This window comes from Roseovarius salincola (genome assembly GCF_026891095.1).
Classification (GTDB): Bacteria; Pseudomonadota; Alphaproteobacteria; order Rhodobacterales; family Rhodobacteraceae; genus Roseovarius; species Roseovarius salincola.
Map to the genome: position 1 here is coordinate 431,160 of NZ_JAPTNL010000001.1, position 17,688 is coordinate 448,847.

The following is a 17,688-nucleotide window of genomic DNA, read 5'->3' on the forward strand; positions in this document are numbered from 1 at the left end:
CGCCGCGGGCCGCGCGCGCGTGGCGAGGTTGCCACCACTCACGACTGGACCTTGCAACGCGCGCAGCCTATCACTTTGACCGACGGAAGCGGGGCCGCGCGGCCCCGGCGCGGATCAAGGCGGAGGGCCGCAATGGGCAGGAAACGCGGGCAAGAGAGCTTGGAGCACGGCGCGGGCGCTGCGCAACAGGCGGGCGAGGGCGCCGCGGCTGCGCGGGCGTCGGACGAAGGTGCGGAGTCTGAACCCGAGGTTGAGGCCGGGGACGAGGCCGAGGAAGAGGCTGGAGCTGCGGTTGAGGTTGCTACCGGAGAAGACACCGGGGCAGAGGCTGAGACTGGGGCAGAGGCTGAGACTGGGGCTGAGGAAGATACAGAGGCTGAGGCCGGGGGCGCAGCGGGCGGTGCCGAGGAGCGCGATCCACGGGCCGTGCAGGTGCCGGATTTTGCCGATATCGCACCCGAAGAGCTGAGCCGCGAGGACGCCGAAGCCGAACTGGCGCGGTTGGCGGATCTGGTGGCGCGGGCCGACCGGGCCTATCACGCCGATGACGCGCCGATCATGGCGGATGCCGATTACGATGCGCTTGTCGCACGCAACCGCGAGATCGAGGCGCGCTTTCCCGATCTGAAACGCGCCGACAGCCCCAGTGAGCGGGTAGGCTTCACCCCGTCCGAAAGCTTTGCCAAGGTCACCCATGCGGTGCGGATGCTGAGCCTTGGCAATGCCTTTGACGACGACGAGATCGCGGAATTTGACAACCGCATCCGTCGCTATCTCGGGATGGGGGCGGATGATGCGCTGACCTATACGAGCGAGCCCAAGATCGACGGGCTGAGCCTGAGCCTGCGCTATGAGAACGGTGCGCTGGTACAGGCGGCGACGCGCGGTGACGGGGCGGTGGGCGAGAATGTCACCGCCAATGCCCGCACCATCAGCGATGTCCCCGAGCGCCTTCAGGATGCGCCCGACGTGCTGGAGGTGCGCGGCGAGGTCTACATGGCGCATGAGGATTTCGCCGCACTCAATGCGCGTCAGGCCGAACGGTCTGACAAGCTCTTCGCCAATCCGCGCAACGCCGCCGCCGGCAGCCTGCGCCAGCTTGACCCGAAGATCACCGCCCGCCGCCCGCTCAGGTTCTTCGCCTATGCCTGGGGTGCGCATAGCGAACCGCTGGGCGAGACGCAGATGGACTGCATCGCGCGCCTTGACTCGCTTGGCTTTGTCACCAACCCGCTGACCACGCGCTGCGACGGGCCTGACGAGATGCTGGCGCAATACCGGCGCATCGAACAGATGCGCGCGGAACTGGGCTATGACATCGACGGGGTGGTCTACAAGGTGGATGACATCGCCCTGCAACACCGGCTGGGCTATCGCAGCACCACGCCGCGTTGGGCGATTGCCCACAAGTTCCCCGCCGAGCTGGCCTGGACGCGGCTGGAGGCGATCGACATTCAGGTCGGGCGCACCGGCGCGCTGAGCCCGGTGGCGCGGCTGCATCCCGTCACCGTGGGCGGCGTGGTGGTCAGCAATGCGACGCTGCATAACGAGGATTACATCGAGGGGCGCGATGCGCGCGGCAACGAGATCCGCGGCGGCAAGGATATCCGCGTCGGCGACTGGGTGCAGGTCTATCGCGCAGGCGACGTGATCCCCAAGATCAATGATGTCGACCTGGAAAAGCGCCCCGAGGGCGCGCAGCCTTATGATTTCCCCAGGACATGCCCCGAATGCGGCAGCCCCGCCATCCGTGAGGAGGGCGACGCCGTGCGCCGCTGCACCGGCGGGCTGACCTGCCCGGCGCAGGCGGTGGAGAAGTTGAAGCATTTCGTGTCGCGCGCGGCCTTCGATATCGAGGGGCTCGGGGCCAGGCAGGTCGAGCAGTTCTATCGCGATGGCTGGATCCGCGAGCCGGCCGATATCTTCACCCTCAAGGAGCGCTATGGGCCGGGCTGCCCCAAACAACTGAAAAACCGCGAGGGCTGGGGCGAGACTTCGGCGGGCAATCTGTTTGAGGCGATCGACGACAAGCGCCGCATTCCGCTGGCGCGGCTGATCTTTGGCCTTGGTATCCGCCATGTGGGCGAGGTGGCGGCGCGCGATCTGGCGCTGCATTACCGCGACTGGGATGCGATGGCGCGCGCACTCGATCTGGCGCGCCCTGCGGCGCTGGCGCACCGGGCCGCAGACGAGGCCGAGGAGCGCGAACGCATCGCCGCTGCCGAGGAGGGGCGGCGCGCCCGCATCAAGGAAACCCGCGATGCGGCCTTCGCGGACATGGATGTGCCCGAGGAGGCGCGCGCGGCCTGGGACGACCTGATCGGGATCGACGGGATCGGCGCGACCCTTGGCCTGTCGCTGAGCGATGCCTTTGCCAATGACCACGAGCGCGCGGCCTTTGACGCGCTCTGCGCGCATCTGACCATCCTGCCGCCCGACGCGCCGGCCTCAAGCAGCCCGGTTGCGGGCAAGACGGTGGTCTTTACCGGCACGCTGGAAAAGATGACCCGCGCCGAGGCCAAGGCCCGCGCCGAGGCGCTTGGCGCCAAGGTCTCGGGCAGTGTCAGCGCCAAGACCGACCTCTTGGTGGCCGGACCGGGCGCCGGGAGCAAGGCGAAGAAGGCCGCCGATCTGGGGGTCGAGACCATCGACGAGGATGGCTGGCTGCAATTGATCGGCGGGTCATGAGCGGGCGGCCCGAAGCCCTTTTCCCGCTTTTCGCGGGGCTTGACACGCTGGAGGGCGTGGGGCCGAAAACCGTGCAGAACCTGGCCGCGCTCGAGGTGACGCGGCCGCGCGACCTGATCTTCACGCTGCCCTGGTCGGGGGTGGACCGGCGCAAGCGCGCCACCGTGCAGGGCGCCGAGATTCCCGGCGTGGTGACGGTGGAGGTGGTGGTGGGCCAGCATCGTGCGCCCGCGCGCAGGGGCGGCGCCTATCGCGTGACGGTCGAGGATGCCGCGACCAGCTTTCAGCTGGTGTTCTTTCATGCGCGCGACGATTACCTGCGCCGTATCCTGCCGACCGGCGCGCGGCGAATCGTGTCGGGCAAGGTCGAGCTTTTTGACGGGGTGGCGCAGATGGTGCATCCCGATCACGTCCTTTTGCCAGAGGAAGCGGGCGAGATCCCCGATTTCGAGCCGGTCTATCCGCTGACCGCCGGAGTCACCCAGAAAATGATGCGCAAGGCGGCGCAGGCGGCGTTGACGCGGGTGCCGGACCTTGGCGAATGGATCGACCCCGCGCAAAAGGCGCAGGCCGGTTGGCCCGACTGGGCCGAGGCGGTACGGCGCGCCCATGATCCGCAGGAACAGCGCGACCTGAGCCCGGCCGATCCGGCGCGCGAGCGCCTCGCCTATGACGAGTTCATGGCCCATCAGATGACGCTCGCCCTGGCGCGCGCAAGGCTGCGCCGTGCCAAGGGGCGGGCCACGTTGGGCACGGGCAGCTTGCAGGCGAAGGTGCTCGATGCGCTGCCCTATGAGCTGACCGGCGCGCAGAAACGGGCCATTTCCGAGATCGCGGGAGACATGGCGCAGGAGACCCGGATGAACCGCCTGCTTCAGGGCGATGTGGGGGCGGGCAAGACGCTGGTCGCCTTGAAGGCGCTGCTGATCGCCGTCGAGGCGGGCGGGCAGGGCGTGATGATGGCCCCGACCGAGATCCTTGCGCGCCAGCATTTGCAGGGCCTGCGCCCGCTGGCCGAAGCGGCGGGCGTGGTGATCGAGATCCTGACCGGGCGCGACAAGGGGGCCGAGCGGCGCGCCAAGCTAAAGGCGCTGGCGAAGGGCGATATCCAGATATTGGTGGGCACGCATGCGGTGTTTCAGAAGGACGTGGTGTTTCACGACCTGCGCCTTGCCATTGTCGATGAGCAGCACCGGTTCGGCGTGCGCCAGCGGCTGGAACTGGGCGCCAAGGGCGAGCGCGCGGATGTGCTGGTGATGACCGCAACGCCGATCCCGCGTTCCTTGTCGCTGGCGCAATATGGCGACATGGATGTCAGCGTGCTGGATGAAAAGCCGCCCGGCCGCAAGCCGATCAAGACGGCGCTGGTGAACATGTCGCGGATGGACGAGGTGGTGGACCACCTGCGCCGCGCCATTGCCGAGGGGCGGCAGGCCTATTGGGTCTGCCCGCTGGTCGAGGAAAGCGAGGCGGTGGACCTGTCGAGCGCGGTCGACCGGTTCAGGCGGCTGCGCGCCGCCCTTGGCGAAGGGGTGGTGGGGCTGGTGCATGGCCAGATGCCGCCCGATGAAAAGGATGCCGCGATGGCCGCGTTTCAGTGCGGGGACACGGCGGTTCTGGTCTCGACCACGGTGATCGAAGTGGGGGTTGATGTGCCCAATGCCTCGATCATGGTGATCGAGCGGGCCGAGCATTTCGGGTTGGCGCAGCTCCATCAGCTGCGTGGGCGCGTCGGGCGGGGCGAGGCGGAATCGACCTGCCTCTTGATGTATCAAGGCCCGCTGAGCGAGGGCGGCGAGCGGCGCCTGACCACGATGCGCGACACCGAGGACGGGTTTCGAATCGCCGAGGTGGATCTTGAGATGCGCGGCGCGGGCGATCTGATCGGCACGGCGCAATCGGGCCTGCCGAAGTTTCGGATCGCCGACATGGAGGCGCAGGCCGCGCTGATGGCGGTGGCGCAGAGCGATGCGCGCAAATTGCTGGCCGATGACCCGCTGCTGGAAAGCGAAAGGGGCCGTGCGGCGCGGGTTCTGTTGTGGCTGATGGAACAGGATCAGGCGATCAGGCTGATTTCGGTCGGCTGACCAGCGCGAAAAACTTTGACGTAAAATCAGTAGCTTGGCACCGTAAGTTCCGGAATGTTCGCATATGTTCTCATAAAGTTCTTTACAGGTGGCCCCTGAAATGAGAACAAAGAGGCAACACAGTTAACCGGAAAGGAGCCACAGATGCTTCGCCAGATCAGAACCGCCGCCGAACGCTCTTCGGACACCCTTGTGGGGGATTTCCTGGGGGCTGCCGCCTTGATGGTGATGCTGGTTGCGGGGCTTTACCTGCCCGGTCTCGTTTGAGTTTCTGCCTGCGACGTTCCGCGCCCGTCATGAAAATCGGTATCGCCTGTCCCCTTGTGCCGCTGCCGATCTGATTGACCCTCTGTCCCGAGGTCCTGGCCGGGTGATCTGCCTCTTCACCCGATTAGCCCATGACGGCAACCTGCGGAGCCCGCTTTTCCTGCCGCCGCCACCCTAGATGGGTGCGCGGCGGTTTTTTTGTCTGCGGGGGGGGGGTGGGGGCTGGTCTGCAAGCGCAAAGTTGACGTAAGGGCGCCATTTTGAGGCCGAAGTTGAGTTCTATTCGAAAAGTGCCCGCAAAAGATGCACGGAAGGTGAGATGTTCAGTTGGCACAGTTTGGTTCTTGTCGTCGTGATGGTATTGACGATGCTGGGGGTCGATATTCACCTTCAGGCGCAGAAGTCAGGCGTTGCGATCCGCGAGCTTGGGATCGCGGGTTACCGCGAAACGATCCGGGCGCGCATCGATGGGCCCGGCGAGGGGCGTGTGGCACGCCAGGCGCGCGAGGCAAGAGAGGCCGAGCGCCGACCGCAGGGCGGGTGGCCTGTGATGGATATGATCGCGCATGCAATCAACAATGCCACGCCAGAGGGCCGGGCGGATCCGGTGCAGCCTGTTTCACAACCGCCTGAAAGCCCGCGTGCCGGGCACGGGACGACACCGGCAAGGACGCCGGAGACGACACCGCAGGTAAAAGCGGACGGCACCACGGATGCAAATACGCCCAAGTGGTTCAAGGCGGGCGTTGCCGTCTGCACCACGCGTGGTGGCATCAAGCGGTGTCGTATCGGGGGCTGACGGGGTTCAGCCGCAGGAATGCACAGCGCGGGCCTGTTCCATCGCCTCGACGGTGGCGTCAAGCGTCAACATGATCGAGGCGTGGCGGTTCTTGTATTCGCGCGCGGGGCGCAGAACCTCGAGCCCGTCAAAGGGCGCGGGCGGGGTCGGTCCGTCCTGTTTGAGCATGGCCTTGAGCGTATCGCGCGCCGCGAAGACCTGATCGTAGCTGCAGCCGATCACATGCGCGCCCACCACGCTGGCGGCGGCCTGACCAAGGGCGCAGGCCTTCACCTCGGCGGCGTAATCGGTGATCGTCTCGCCATCGGTGGCGATATCGACCGTCACCGTCGAGCCGCAGAGCGGTGCGCGTTTTTTGACGCTGGCATCGGGCGCATCGAGCCGCCCGTGATGAGGAATATCGGCGGCCAGTTCCAGAATCCGGGCCGAATAGAGCTTGATAAGGTCGGTCTCGCCGCTCATGGCTTTCCCTTTGCTGCTTGATTCAATAGATAGAAGTCCTGACGCGAGATGCAAAAGGTTTTAGGACATGGCCTTCGATCCGGGCACATTGAAATACGATGATCGCGGGTTGATCCCCGTCATTGCACAGGCCGCCGAGGGGGGCGAGGTGCTGATGATGGCGTGGATGAATGCCGAGGCGGTGGCGCGCACTCTGGACAGCGGGCGGGTGACCTATTGGAGCCGCTCGCGCCAGGCGTTCTGGGTGAAGGGCGAAAGCTCGGGCCATGTGCAGAATCTGGTCGAGATGCGGGTGGATTGCGACCGCGATTGCCTGTTGGTGCTGGTCGAGCAGGTCGGACCGGCCTGTCACACCAACCGACGGAGCTGTTTTTACACGGCGTTGCGCGATGGCGGCGAAACGGAGATCATGGCGCCCTTGGGCGAGTGATGCGCGGGGGGGTTTTGCACCCCCACACCCCCGCAGAGTATTTTCCGCAAGATGAAGCCCGATCAGAGCCCGAGGCTGGCGCGCAGGGAATCCGGGCTTTCGCCCTGGGCGCGGCAGGTGGCAATGGCGCGCGCGTCGTCGCGTTTTGCAAGGCGTTTGCCGCTGGAATCGCGGATCAGGCGGTGGTGGTGATAGAGCGGCACCGCCAGCCCGAGAAGATGTTGCAGGAGGACATGGATCTGCGTGGCCGCGAAGAGGTCCTGGCCGCGGATCACATGGGTGATGTCCTGCGCCGCGTCATCGACCACGACGGACAGGTGATAGGAGGCGCCAAGGCCGGGGCGCGCGAGCGCCACGTCGCCGACGCTGTTGATCATGTCCTGCGATGTGATGCGCCCGGTTTCGCCCGCGGGGCCGGCGCCGGTTTCGGTGAAGACGAGGGGTGCGTCGAGGCGGGCGAGGGCGTGCGCCATGTCGAGGCGCAGCGGCAGGTCCGGCATCGCACCCGAAGGGGGTGAAGCGGGGCGGCAGGTGCCGGGATAGATCAGCCCGTCGGGGCCATGGGCAGGCGCGCCTTCCTGCGGGGCGGACGCGGCGGCGCGGATATCGGCGCGCGAACAGGTGCAGGGATAAAGCAGGCCCATATCCCAGAGGCGCTGGAGCGCGGCGCGGTAGCTGGGCAGGCGTTCGGACTGGCGCAGCACGGGGCGGGGCCAGTCGAGCCCGAGCCAGGCGAGATCGTCGAATATCTGCGCCTCGTATTCGGGGCGGCAGCGGGACGTGTCGAGATCGTCGATGCGCAGCAGGAAGCGCCCGCCCGCCGCGCGCGCCCTGTCATGCGCCAGAATAGCCGAATAGGCATGGCCCAGATGCAGCGGGCCGGTGGGGGATGGGGCGAAGCGTGTGGTGAAGCTCATGAAGGGATGAGATCGGCCGTGTCGCTAAGCCAGTCGCCCCAGGCCGATTTGGCGCGGTCGGTATAGGCCTTGTAGCGGTCGCGCCGCCCGCGCCGCCCGCCCTTGAGCCCCTCAACAGGGCGAAAAAGGCCGAAATTCACGTTCATCGGCTGGAAGGTCCTGGCCTCGGCGCCGCCGGTGATGTGATGGATCAGCGCGCCCATGGCCGAATCCTGGGGTGGCGGGGGCAGGTCGCGCCCGAGGAGTTCGGCGGCGGCGAGGCGGCCCGCCAGCAGGCCCATCGCGGCGGATTCCACGTAACCTTCGACGCCGGTGATCTGCCCGGCAAAGCGGATATGGGGACGAGCGCGCAGGCGCATCTGTTCATCAAGCAGGCGCGGCGAATTGATGAAGGTGTTGCGGTGAATGCCGCCGAGCCGTGCGAAACGGGCGTTTTCGAGGCCCGGAATCATCCGCAGCACCTCGGTCTGGGCGCCGTATTTCATCTTGGTCTGGAAGCCGACGATATTGTAGAGCGTGCCGAGCGCGTTGTCGCGGCGCAGCTGCACGATGGCGTGAGCCTTGGTTTCGGGCTGGTGGGGATTGGTGAGGCCCACCGGTTTCATCGGCCCGTGGCGAAGGGTTTCGCGGCCGCGTTCGGCCATGACCTCGATCGGCAGGCAGCCGTCGAAATAACCGGCGGTCTCGCCCTCGTGGAAGGTGGTCTTGTCGGCGGCTAGCAGCGCGTCGATGAAGGCTTCGTAAGTGTCGCGATCCATCGGGCAGTTGAGATAGGCGGTGCGTTCGGCCTCGGTCTCGCCCTTGTCGTAGCGCGATTGCATCCAGGCCTTGGACATGTCGATCGAGTCGAAATAGACGATCGGCGCGATCGCGTCGAAAAAGGCCAGCGCCTCGCGCCCGGTTTCGCGCGCGATGGCCTGGCCCAGCCCTTCGCTGGTGAGAGGGCCGGTGGCGATGATCCAATGGCCCTCGGCGGGCAGGTCGTTGATTTCGCCGGGTTCGATGGTGACCAGCGGGTGCGTGCGCAAGGCAGCGGTCACGTCACGCGCGAAGGCATCACGGTCGACGGCGAGGGCGCCGCCCGCGGGCAGGCGGTGGCGGTCGGCCATGGCCATGATCAGCCCGTCGGCGGCGCGCATTTCCCAATGCAGGAGGCCGACGGCGTTTTGTTCGTCGTCATCCGAGCGCAGGGAGTTGGAGCACACCATCTCGGCCAGATCGCCGGTGCGATGGGCGAAGGTGCCGGTTTTGGGGCGCATTTCGTGGATCACCACGGGCACGCCCATGTTGGCGGCCTGCCATGCGGCCTCGGATCCGGCCATGCCGCCGCCGACGATATGAAGTGTCTTGTTCATGCGCCGCGATGTAGGCGATCGCGGGGCGTTTGGAAAGGGCGCGGAAAATGGGGCGGAAATGGGGCAGAGCCCGCAGACGGGCCGAAGCCGGGACGAAGCCCCCGGCGCAACGTTGAATATCACTCTGTAAGAGTTTGATTTCGTGATGATTCGTGGGGCTGATGCAAGCCGTAATGCTTTGCTATCAAAAAACCCTTATTCGAACCCATCGAATGTTACCTGCACCAACCCCGCAGCAAAAATGGCAGAAATGTGCCGCTCTAAAAAACCAGCGTAATGGAAACGATTTGTTTCCATTCTGGCAACATACTTGGTAAATCCCTGTCACAGATCGAAAAATACGCTGCGTGGGCCCGGGCGTAACTGTCGGAAATTCGACGTTATGCCCGCCGATCGTTCTCATTGCACAGACAATGAGCGCCTTCGCGATGGATTATACCGCACGCGGCGTCAGTCCTGCTGCCAGTCGGGGGCGCGCTTTTCGAGAAAAGCGCTGATTCCCTCGGCGGTGTCCTCGACCATCATGTTCTCGACCATCACCGCGCCGGTATGGGCATAGGCCTGATCGAGCGTCATTTCGATCTGGTCATAGAAGGCGCGCTTGCCGATGCGCACGGCCGTGCCGAGCTTGGCCGCGATCTGGCGCGCGAGCGCGTCGGTTTCGGCGGCGAGGTCTTCATGCGGGACGGCGCGGTTGATGAGACCGAGGGAGGCGGCGCGGTCGGTGTCGATGAAGTCGCCGGTGGTCAGCATCTCGAACGCCTGTTTGCGCGGGATGTTGCGGCTGAGCGCGACCATGGGCGTCGAGCAGAAGAGGCCGATATTGACGCCGTTGACGCCAAAACGCGTACCCGTGGCCGCCACGGCGAGGTCGCATGAGGCGACGAACTGGCAGCCGGCGGCGGTGGCGATGCCGTGGGGCTGGGCGATGACCGGCTGGGGCAGGGCGCGGATTGCCGTCATCACGCGGGCGCAGCGGGTGAAGAGATCGGCGAAATAGGCGCGCCCGCCATCCTCGGCCTGGCGCCCGGCGGTCATTTCCTTGAGATCGTGCCCCGCGCAGAAGGCCTTGCCCGCGCCGTCGATGATCACCACGCGGATTGCGCTGTCTTCGGCGAGCCGGTCGAACTGGTCCTGCAGGGCGGCCAGCATCGCGTCGCTGAGCGCGTTCAGTTTCTCGGGGTGGTTGAGGGTCAGCCGGGCGACGGGGCCGTTATCGCTGCGCTCGAGAATTGCCATCTTGAACCTCCGGTTTCGTTATGGGCAACCTTACGCGTGTATGGGCAGGGAGGGAAGCGGATGAGCCTGAAAATGACACGCGAGGCGCTGGCGGCGTTTCTGGAGGCGGAATTCCCGCAGGTGGCGGAGGATTTCGTGATCGAGGAACTGGGCGAGAACCGGATCCAGGTGAGGCTGGCGACGGGGGAACGGCATCTGCGCCCCGGCGGGACGGTCTCGGGACCGAGCATGTTCGCGCTGGCGGATGTGTCGGTTTACCTGGCGATCCTGGCGATGATCGGGCCGCAGGCGCTGGCGGTGACCACCAATTGCAGCATCGATTTCATGCGCAAACCCGCCGCCGGGGCGGACCTGATCGCCGAGTGCCGGATTCTGAAGCTGGGGCGGGTCCTGGCGGTAGGCGAGGTGCTGATCTTCTCGTTGGGCGTGGATGCGCCGGTGGCGCGCGCGAGCCTCACCTATTCCATTCCGCCCGCGAAGGGCTGAGCGGGAAGGGGGCTGTCTGCCCCCCGCCGCGCCGCTGGCGCGACTCCCCCCGAGGATATTTGGCAACAGAAGAAGACAGGGACGAGTCGCGCTGCGGGCGCGGTTTGTTGAGAAAATGACAGGTTTTTCCGGGCATGCGCCGTTCCGGAGCGGAGGGTGTGTTCGTATTTTACAAGTGGAGTCAGGGGGTTGGCGCGCGGTTCGGGCCGGGTTCGGGCGGCCCGGCACGCCAATGAACGCATCCCTGGACGAGTGAGAAGGCGCGGTGCGTTTGAGCGCGTCTTAGGGACGTGTGCTGTGAGGGTGAAATATGGGGTAAAATAATACCGTAATCGCAAGACATTGAATTTACAAGATTTATTGCGGTATATAGCTGTTGACCTGCGCGGCGCAGGGTTTATAACCGCGCCATCGCATGAAGGGGTTGCGCCGTTGCGCGCCCGGCACGTCAACCAAGGGATTTCCCTGCAATGAAAACATTCTCTGCAACTCCGGCAGATATCGACAAGAAATGGATCCTGATCGACGCCGAGGGTGTCGTTCTGGGCCGTCTTGCCTCGATCGTCGCCACGCGTCTGCGTGGCAAGCACAAGGCGTCGTTCACGCCCAACATGGACATGGGCGACAACGTGATCGTCATCAATGCCGACAAGGTCCAGCTGACCGGCGCCAAGCGTGACAAGCCCAACTACTGGCATACCGGCTATCCGGGCGGCATCAAGTCGCGCACCACCGGGCAGATCCTGGAAGGCGATCACCCCGAGCGGGTCGTCATGCAGGCCGTCAAGCGGATGCTGCCGGGCAACCGCCTGTCGCGCAAGCAGATGACCAATCTGCGCGTCTATGCCGGCGCCGAGCACCCCCATGAGGCGCAAGGCCCCGAGGTGCTGGACGTCAAATCCATGAACAAGAAGAACACGCGGGTGGCTTACTGATGGCTGAAGAAATCAAAACACTCGAAGGTCTGGAAGCGGTCGCCGAAGGCGTCGTGGCCGAGACCGAGGTCGAAACCCCGCGCGAGCCGGTCCGTGACGACCTGGGCCGCTCTTATGCCACGGGCAAGCGCAAGGACGCGGTCGCCCGCGTCTGGATCAAGCCGGGTTCGGGCAAGGTCAGCGTGAACGGCAAGGAGCTGAACAAGTATTTCGCCCGCCCCGTTCTGCAGATGATCCTGCGCCAGCCCTTTACCGTCGCAGGTGTCGAGGATCAGTTCGACGTGCAGGCCACCGTCAAGGGTGGCGGGCTGTCGGGCCAGGCCGGTGCGGTCAAGCACGGGATCTCGAAGGCGCTGCAGCTTTACGAGCCGTCGCTGCGCCCGGCGCTGAAGGCGGCCGGGTTCCTGACCCGCGACAGCCGCGTGGTGGAGCGCAAGAAATACGGTCGCCGCAAGGCGCGCCGGAGCTTCCAGTTCTCCAAGCGCTGAGCGTCATCGCGACAACGTATGCCGGAAAAGCGCAGCCCGTGGGTTGCGCTTTTTCATTTTGGCGCAGTATCAGGCGATGCAGGTAGTGTTGCAGTCGGCAGGGCAGTCATTGTTACCATGAAATACAGACGCGAGATTGACGGCCTGCGTGCCGTGGCCGTCGTGCCCGTGATCCTGTTCCATGCGGGGCTGAGCGTGTTTTCGGGCGGCTATGTCGGGGTGGACGTGTTCTTCGTGATCTCGGGCTACCTGATCACCACGATCATCATCACCGAGCGTGACGAGGGGCGGTTCTCGATCCTGCGATTTTATGAGCGGCGCGCACGGCGCATCCTGCCGGCACTTTTCCTGGTCATGGGGCTGTGCCTGCCTTTTGCATGGTTCTGGCTGCCGCCCGAACCGTTTGACGATTTCCTGCGCAGCCTGGCCTATGCGGCGATGTTCATCTCGAATGTACATTTCCTCGAGAACACGGGCTATTTCGCCGAAGCGGCCGAGCTGCGCCCGCTTTTGCACACCTGGAGCCTCGCCGTCGAGGAGCAGTATTACGTGGTGTTCCCGCTGCTTCTGGCGCTGCTGGGCGCGTTCGGGCGGCGCAAGCATATCGTGGTGATCGGGGTGCTGGCGGCGCTGTCGCTGGCTTTGAGCGAATGGGGCTGGCGCAACTATCCCGAGGAGAATTTCTTTTTCACGCTGTCGCGCATGTGGGAGCTTTTTGCCGGATCGATCTGTGCCTTCATCGTGTTTCGCCGCAAGCTTGAACCCAATGGCGCGCTGGCGGCGCTTGGCCTGGGGCTGATCGTCTATTCGATCTTCTTTTACGACGGGGCTGTGCCGTTCCCTTCGGTCTATGCGCTGGCGCCTGTCGTGGGCACCTCGCTGGTGCTGCTGTTCGCGACGCAAGGCACGATGGTGGCGCGGCTCTTGTCGATGAAATTGCCGGTGGCGATCGGGCTGATCAGCTATTCGGCCTATTTGTGGCACCAGCCGCTGCTGGCCTTCGCGCGCGCGCGGTCGATGCATGAGCCGGCGCTTTGGCTGTTGCTGGCGCTGGGGCTGGCGAGTTTCGGGCTGGCGGCGTTGAGCTGGCGCTTTGTCGAGCAGCCATTTCGCGCCGGGCCGAACAAGCTCTTGCGCGGGCGCATGGCGCTGTTCGGGGCGAGCGGCGCCGGGATCGCGGCATTCGCGGCCTTCGGTTTTGTGGGGATGGATCAGAACTGGGCCGAAGCGCGCTATGACAAGCGGATGCCGTCCTTCTACAAGGACATCATCGAAAGCATGAAGGGCCATAACCTGACGCGGGCCTGCTATGCGGGAATCCGGAAAGACGAGCGGATGGCCGAGCGGTTCTGCACGGTCTTTGACGGCGAAGGACCCGGCGAGACGATCGCGGTTTTCGGTGACAGCCATTCACAGGCGATCCTGCCCGCGTTTCAGGCCTATGCCGAGGAAAGCGGCGCGCGGATCGTGAAATCGGGGCTTGGCGGCTGTCCGCCACTGATCGGGGCCTATGTGGCCAGCGGCAATTACAGTGTCGGCACCTGCCATGAGCTGGCCCGGGATCAGGCCGCTTACGTGGTGCAGAACAATGTCACGACAGTGGTTCTGGTGGCGCGCTGGTCGCTTTATACACAGGGTGGGTATGAGAATGACGGGCGCAGTTTCCTGCTGAATTCCCAGCCCGCCCCGCAGCTGGGAGGGCGGGCGGCGTCCTTCGAGGTCTTGACCGAGGCCTTGCCCGCCACGGTCGATTTCTACCGCAGGCTGGGAGTGCGGGTGATCGTGGTCGAGCAACTGCCCGAAATGCAGGTGCATCCGCGGCGCGGGGTCTATGCGGCGGTCTCGCGCGGGGATACCCCCGAGGAGGCGACGGGCATTTTCGCAGCATCGGCCCTGCCGGTGGCCGAACATGACGCGTTGCAGGCAGGGGTGCGGTCGGTCTTTGCAGGGCTCGAAGGGGCCGAGATGGTGGATCTGGCCGGGGCGCTGCGCAAGGGCGATGCCTATCACTGGTTCATTGACGGGCGCGCCGCCTATACCGATCTGGATCACGTGTCGGCTTATGGCGCGTCGCTTTTGCAGGCGCGCATGGCCGAGAGCCTGTCGCGGGAGTGAACCGGGGTCAGTCGTCGGGCGCGATAAGGCCAAGGCCGCGCAGGTAGATGCCTATGCCGCTTTCAAGCAGGTCCTCGGGCGCGAAGGGTGAGGCGGTGCCGGGTGAATTGCGCGCGAACAATTCCACCACGCCATGCGACATCGCCCAGATATGGGCGCTGAACATCGCGGCGGGCGGGCGTTTTTCGGGCGCAATGTGCTGGCTCAGTTCGTGGGCGGCGCGTTCGATCACGGCGCGGGCGCGCGACGCTTCATGCGCCAGTTCGGGGGTGCGGTTGACCGAGATGCCGCTTTCGAACATCGCGATATAATGACCGGGATACTGACGCGCGAAGGCAAGGTAGGCCCGCCCCGTGGCCGAGAAGCTGGCCAGCGCCGAGGGCTGGCCCTTTTCATAGGCGTAGCGCATCACATCCGCGAAGATCGCGTAGCCCTGGCGCGCGGCCTCGGCGATGAGATCCTCGCGTCCGGCGAAATGGCGATAGACGGCGGCCGGAGTCACGCCGGCCTGCTTGGCGGCCTCCGAGAGGGTGAAACCGGCGGGCCCGCGGGTTTCGATCAGGCCGAGCGCGGCCTCGACCAGGGCCTGGCGCAGATTACCGTGATGATAGCCGCGCTTAGACATTCCATATCTCGGGGCCACCGCAGACCAGCGGATCGGGTTTGCCGATGGCGCGCGGGTCCTTGCGGGCGTAATCCACCTGGCTGAGCACATGGCGCAGCGCCTCGATCCGGGCGCGGCGCTTGTCATCCGAGCGGATGATCGTCCAGGGCGCGTGATCGCTGTGGGTGCGATCAAAGGTTTCGCGGATCGCGTCGCTGTAGTCGTCCCAGAGGCGCAGCCCCTCGACATCGATGCGGCTGAGTTTCCATTGCTTGAGGGGGCTGGCCTCGCGCTTGAGGAAGCGGCGCAGCTGTTCGGCGCGCCCGACATTGAGCCAGAATTTCACGAGGTGAATGCCCTCATCCACAAGCATCCGTTCGAAATCGGGGGTTTGGACGAAGAAATGCGCGCGCTCAGAATCCGTGCAGAAGCCGAAGACCTTTTCGACGACGCCACGGTTATACCAGCTGCGGTCATAGAACACGAGGTCACCGCCTGCGGGCAGATGGTCGATATAGCGCTGGAAATACCATTGCGTCGCCTCGGTGTCCGAGGGTTTGGGCAGCGCCACCACCCGCGCGCCGCGCGGGTTGAGATATTCGCGGAAGCGTTTGATCGTGCCGCCCTTGCCGGCGGCGTCGCGCCCCTCGAAGACGATGGCGATGCGCGCGCCGCTTTCCTTGGTCCAGGCCTGCAATTTGACAAGTTCGACCTGGAGCGCCTCGAGATCCTTCTCGTAATGCTTGCGCGGCAGGCGCTCGGAATGGGGGTAACCGGGATCGAGGATATCGCCCTTGTCCGCGCGCAGGATGGCGTTGCGGATCGGTTCGGGGGCGTCATTAGCGAAGAAGGACGAAATCGCGCCGTCGAATGGGAGCTCCATGAGCCTCTCCTTTTTTTGGGGATTACTATGACGGGTCAGGGGGCGGGGTGCAATTCGGCGCGCCGAGCGGCGCGATCAATGGCGGCGACGACGCTGTCCTCGTTCGCGTGATGTGGCATGTGGCCGGTGCCGGGCAGGCGGGCGAGATTGGCGGCACCAAGCTGGCGCGCGAGCGGTTCGGCATGGATGTGCAGCCCGACCGTCGTATCGGCGCTGCCATGGACGATCTCGATGGGCAGGTCGAGCCTGTCCAGCGCGGGTTGCAGGGCGTTGATCTGCCCGAGCAGACTGGCGCGTTGCAGCGCGTTGGCGCGCAAGCTGTCGCGCCGCAGTGTGAGCGGCGCGCCGATATGGGCGATGTAGCCCGACGGCACCGGGTCGGGCTGAAAGATCGAGGCGACCGCGCGTTCGACCCGCTCGTCATGCACGAAAGCCGTGAGGAACGGGATTACCAGCGGCCCCAGAACCCGGTGCGACAACACCTTGTAATAAAGCGAAAGATCGCTGTCCCAGGGCTTGGCCGGAGAGGCCAGCGGCACCAGCGCGGCGATGTGGCCGGGCCGATGCACCGCCCAGGCCAGCGCCACTGCGCCGCCATAGGAATGGCCCAGCACGATGGGGTTCTCGACACCCATCTGGCGCGCGGCGTCCGACAGAAGCTCGGCCTGCTGGCGGATCGTGGCGCCGGTCCGGTTGATGCGATCCGTATGGCCAAGGCCGGGACGGTCGAAGACCGTGACCCGGTAATGTTCGGCCAGGCGCGGTGCGAGGCTGTAGGTCATGTCGCGCAGATTTCCGCTGGCGCCGTGGATTAGCACGATATCCGGCCCGCTTCCCATGCTGAGCGCGTGGACCCGGTGGCCGTTCACATCGAGAATGCGCCCCTGCGGGGGAAAGGCGGCTTCGGCGCGGGCCTCGTGGGCACGGGCGCGCAGTTGCACGACCAGCCAGAGCACCGCCAGCGCCAGCAGGCACGCAAGGGCGATCCTAACGGCCAACGGCATGAAGATCGAAGGGAGTGGTCTGGTAGATCTGGTTGATCCAGTTGCCGTAAAGCAGATGCGCATGGCTGCGCCAACGGTTCTGCGGCGGGCGCGCGGGATCGTCGCCGGGATAGTAATTGCAAGGCAGACTGACGGGGGTACCATTGGCCACGTCGCGATCATATTCCTGCTTGAGCGTGTCGCTGTCATATTCGAGATGGTTGAAGATATAGAGCGCGCGATGCGCCGCATCCTCGACCAGGCAGGGGCCGACCTCGTCGCTGTGCAGAAGAATGTCGAGATCGGGCACGGCTTCGATCTCGTCGCGGCGCATCTCGGTCCAGCGGCTGACCGGGATCACGCAATCATCCGAAAACCCGCGCAGATAGGGCGAGGCAGGCGCCATGTTGCGATGCCTGAAGCAGCCGAACGCCTTTTCATCGAGCAGGTGCTTCTGCACGCCGTGAAGATAGTTCATCATCGCCATGCCGCCCCAGCAAACCCCGAAAGTGGAATGCACATGGGTCCGGGTCCAGTCGAAGACCTGGCAAAGCTCGTCCCAATATGTGACCGCGTCAAAGGGCAGATGTTCGATCGGGGCGCCGGTGATGATCAGACCGTCGAAACGCTCGCCGCTGGCCAGCACATCCGAGAAGGGGCGGTAAAAGCTGCGCATGTGGTCGGCGGCGGTGTTGCGGGTGCGATGCTCGCTCATGCGGATGAGGCTGAGCTCGATCTGAAGGGGCGTCGCGCCGATCAGGCGGGCGAACTGGTTCTCGGTCTGGATCTTCTTGGGCATCAGGTTCAGAAGCCCGATGCGCAGCGGGCGGATATCCTGACGGTCGGCCTGATCCTCGGTCATGACCATGACCCCTTCGCGCGTCAGCACGTCGAAGGCGGGCAGGTCGGCGGGGATCTTGATGGGCATGAGCGGTCAGTCCTTGCGTTGG

At 65.2% G+C, this 17,688-nt stretch carries 17 protein-coding genes; 9 read left to right on the top strand and 8 right to left on the bottom strand.

Annotation, left to right across the window (positions count from 1 at the left end; all coding sequences use genetic code 11):
* Window positions 1-132: 132 nt before the first annotated feature.
* The 4 genes from ligA (at window position 133) to N5A93_RS02145 (ending at window position 5,841) form a co-directional block, all read left to right on the top strand.
* Window positions 133-2,688 carry an NAD-dependent DNA ligase LigA gene (gene ligA / locus N5A93_RS02130; protein WP_268953396.1) on the top strand — a complete coding sequence of 852 codons (2,556 nt, stop codon included), beginning with the start codon at window positions 133-135 and terminating at the stop codon, window positions 2,686-2,688.
* Entirely contained in the window at window positions 2,685-4,775 is a 2,091-nt protein-coding gene (gene recG, locus N5A93_RS02135) for an ATP-dependent DNA helicase RecG (protein WP_268953397.1), read from the top strand. Before ligA ends, recG begins: the two co-directional genes overlap by 4 nt.
* Window positions 4,776-4,919: 144 nt before the next feature.
* Window positions 4,920-5,042, top strand: a complete 123-nt coding sequence (locus N5A93_RS02140) for a hypothetical protein (RefSeq protein WP_268953398.1) — start codon at window positions 4,920-4,922, stop codon at window positions 5,040-5,042.
* A 367-nt stretch (window positions 5,043-5,409) separates the two neighbouring features.
* Entirely contained in the window at window positions 5,410-5,841 is a 432-nt protein-coding gene (locus N5A93_RS02145; protein ID WP_268953399.1) for a hypothetical protein, read from the top strand.
* A 6-nt stretch (window positions 5,842-5,847) separates the two neighbouring features.
* Here N5A93_RS02145 and N5A93_RS02150 read toward each other — a convergent pair whose 3' ends face one another.
* The gene (locus tag N5A93_RS02150) at window positions 5,848-6,303 is read right to left on the bottom strand and encodes an iron-sulfur cluster assembly scaffold protein (RefSeq protein ID WP_268953400.1); all 456 of its coding nucleotides are present in this window, start codon (window positions 6,301-6,303) and stop codon (window positions 5,848-5,850) included.
* A gap of 67 nt (window positions 6,304-6,370) precedes the next feature.
* Between N5A93_RS02150 and hisI the strand changes: the two genes are divergently transcribed.
* Window positions 6,371-6,733 (top strand): phosphoribosyl-AMP cyclohydrolase, encoded by a 363-nt coding sequence (gene hisI, locus N5A93_RS02155; RefSeq protein WP_268953401.1) that lies wholly within the window; start codon window positions 6,371-6,373, stop codon window positions 6,731-6,733.
* A 62-nt stretch (window positions 6,734-6,795) separates the two neighbouring features.
* Here the strand turns inward: hisI and gluQRS are convergent, their stop codons facing one another.
* From gluQRS to N5A93_RS02170, 3 genes are all read right to left on the bottom strand, one after another.
* Window positions 6,796-7,650: a tRNA glutamyl-Q(34) synthetase GluQRS gene (gene gluQRS, locus N5A93_RS02160; RefSeq protein ID WP_268953402.1), complete on the bottom strand. Its 855-nt coding sequence runs from the start codon at window positions 7,648-7,650 to the stop codon at window positions 6,796-6,798.
* A complete protein-coding gene (trmFO, locus tag N5A93_RS02165) occupies window positions 7,647-9,005 on the bottom strand; it encodes a methylenetetrahydrofolate--tRNA-(uracil(54)-C(5))-methyltransferase (FADH(2)-oxidizing) TrmFO (RefSeq protein ID WP_268953403.1) in 1,359 nt (452 codons plus the stop codon). Before trmFO ends, gluQRS begins: the two co-directional genes overlap by 4 nt.
* 450 nt (window positions 9,006-9,455) lie before the next feature.
* Window positions 9,456-10,244, bottom strand: a complete 789-nt coding sequence (locus tag N5A93_RS02170) for an enoyl-CoA hydratase (protein ID WP_268953404.1) — start codon at window positions 10,242-10,244, stop codon at window positions 9,456-9,458.
* Between the two features lie 60 nt (window positions 10,245-10,304).
* Between N5A93_RS02170 and N5A93_RS02175 the strand changes: the two genes are divergently transcribed.
* The 4 genes from N5A93_RS02175 (at window position 10,305) to N5A93_RS02190 (ending at window position 14,268) form a co-directional block, all read left to right on the top strand.
* Window positions 10,305-10,730: a PaaI family thioesterase gene (locus N5A93_RS02175; RefSeq protein ID WP_268953405.1), complete on the top strand. Its 426-nt coding sequence runs from the start codon at window positions 10,305-10,307 to the stop codon at window positions 10,728-10,730.
* Between the two features lie 470 nt (window positions 10,731-11,200).
* Window positions 11,201-11,665 carry a 50S ribosomal protein L13 gene (rplM, locus tag N5A93_RS02180; RefSeq protein WP_268953406.1) on the top strand — a complete coding sequence of 155 codons (465 nt, stop codon included), beginning with the start codon at window positions 11,201-11,203 and terminating at the stop codon, window positions 11,663-11,665.
* Complete coding sequence (gene rpsI / locus N5A93_RS02185) at window positions 11,665-12,153, top strand: 30S ribosomal protein S9 (RefSeq protein WP_268953407.1); 489 nt, start codon at window positions 11,665-11,667, stop codon at window positions 12,151-12,153. Before rplM ends, rpsI begins: the two co-directional genes overlap by 1 nt.
* Window positions 12,154-12,270: 117 nt before the next feature.
* The gene (locus N5A93_RS02190) at window positions 12,271-14,268 is read left to right on the top strand and encodes an acyltransferase family protein (protein ID WP_268953408.1); all 1,998 of its coding nucleotides are present in this window, start codon (window positions 12,271-12,273) and stop codon (window positions 14,266-14,268) included.
* A 7-nt stretch (window positions 14,269-14,275) separates the two neighbouring features.
* Here the strand turns inward: N5A93_RS02190 and N5A93_RS02195 are convergent, their stop codons facing one another.
* The 4 genes from N5A93_RS02195 to metA are packed head-to-tail and all read right to left on the bottom strand — an operon-like array spanning window position 14,276 to window position 17,666.
* A complete protein-coding gene (locus N5A93_RS02195; protein ID WP_268953409.1) occupies window positions 14,276-14,893 on the bottom strand; it encodes a TetR/AcrR family transcriptional regulator in 618 nt (205 codons plus the stop codon).
* Entirely contained in the window at window positions 14,886-15,755 is an 870-nt protein-coding gene (gene ppk2 / locus N5A93_RS02200) for a polyphosphate kinase 2 (protein WP_268953410.1), read from the bottom strand. The genes N5A93_RS02195 and ppk2 overlap by 8 nt, the downstream gene beginning before the upstream one ends.
* A gap of 35 nt (window positions 15,756-15,790) precedes the next feature.
* Window positions 15,791-16,759 (bottom strand): alpha/beta fold hydrolase, encoded by a 969-nt coding sequence (locus tag N5A93_RS02205; RefSeq protein WP_268953411.1) that lies wholly within the window; start codon window positions 16,757-16,759, stop codon window positions 15,791-15,793.
* Complete coding sequence (gene metA, locus N5A93_RS02210) at window positions 16,743-17,666, bottom strand: homoserine O-acetyltransferase MetA (protein ID WP_268953412.1); 924 nt, start codon at window positions 17,664-17,666, stop codon at window positions 16,743-16,745. The genes N5A93_RS02205 and metA overlap by 17 nt, the downstream gene beginning before the upstream one ends.
* Window positions 17,667-17,688 lie beyond the last annotated feature (22 nt).

Excerpts from the sequence above, each read along its gene's own strand:
- N5A93_RS02175 (WP_268953405.1), top strand. The coding sequence starts at position 10,305 with ATGAGCCTGAAAATGACACGCGAGGCGCTGGCGGCGTTTCTGGAGGCG.
- N5A93_RS02205 (WP_268953411.1), bottom strand. The coding sequence starts at position 16,759 with ATGCCGTTGGCCGTTAGGATCGCCCTTGCGTGCCTGCTGGCGCTGGCG.
- N5A93_RS02140 (WP_268953398.1), top strand. The coding sequence starts at position 4,920 with ATGCTTCGCCAGATCAGAACCGCCGCCGAACGCTCTTCGGACACCCTT.
- rplM (WP_268953406.1), top strand. The coding sequence starts at position 11,201 with ATGAAAACATTCTCTGCAACTCCGGCAGATATCGACAAGAAATGGATC.
- N5A93_RS02145 (WP_268953399.1), top strand. The coding sequence starts at position 5,410 with ATGCTGGGGGTCGATATTCACCTTCAGGCGCAGAAGTCAGGCGTTGCG.
- hisI (WP_268953401.1), top strand. The coding sequence starts at position 6,371 with ATGGCCTTCGATCCGGGCACATTGAAATACGATGATCGCGGGTTGATC.
- trmFO (WP_268953403.1), bottom strand. The coding sequence starts at position 9,005 with ATGAACAAGACACTTCATATCGTCGGCGGCGGCATGGCCGGATCCGAG.
- ligA (WP_268953396.1), top strand. The coding sequence starts at position 133 with ATGGGCAGGAAACGCGGGCAAGAGAGCTTGGAGCACGGCGCGGGCGCT.
- ppk2 (WP_268953410.1), bottom strand. The coding sequence starts at position 15,755 with ATGGAGCTCCCATTCGACGGCGCGATTTCGTCCTTCTTCGCTAATGAC.
- N5A93_RS02170 (WP_268953404.1), bottom strand. The coding sequence starts at position 10,244 with ATGGCAATTCTCGAGCGCAGCGATAACGGCCCCGTCGCCCGGCTGACC.
- N5A93_RS02190 (WP_268953408.1), top strand. The coding sequence starts at position 12,271 with ATGAAATACAGACGCGAGATTGACGGCCTGCGTGCCGTGGCCGTCGTG.
- rpsI (WP_268953407.1), top strand. The coding sequence starts at position 11,665 with ATGGCTGAAGAAATCAAAACACTCGAAGGTCTGGAAGCGGTCGCCGAA.
- N5A93_RS02150 (WP_268953400.1), bottom strand. The coding sequence starts at position 6,303 with ATGAGCGGCGAGACCGACCTTATCAAGCTCTATTCGGCCCGGATTCTG.
- N5A93_RS02195 (WP_268953409.1), bottom strand. The coding sequence starts at position 14,893 with ATGTCTAAGCGCGGCTATCATCACGGTAATCTGCGCCAGGCCCTGGTC.
- gluQRS (WP_268953402.1), bottom strand. The coding sequence starts at position 7,650 with ATGAGCTTCACCACACGCTTCGCCCCATCCCCCACCGGCCCGCTGCAT.
- metA (WP_268953412.1), bottom strand. The coding sequence starts at position 17,666 with ATGCCCATCAAGATCCCCGCCGACCTGCCCGCCTTCGACGTGCTGACG.
- recG (WP_268953397.1), top strand. The coding sequence starts at position 2,685 with ATGAGCGGGCGGCCCGAAGCCCTTTTCCCGCTTTTCGCGGGGCTTGAC.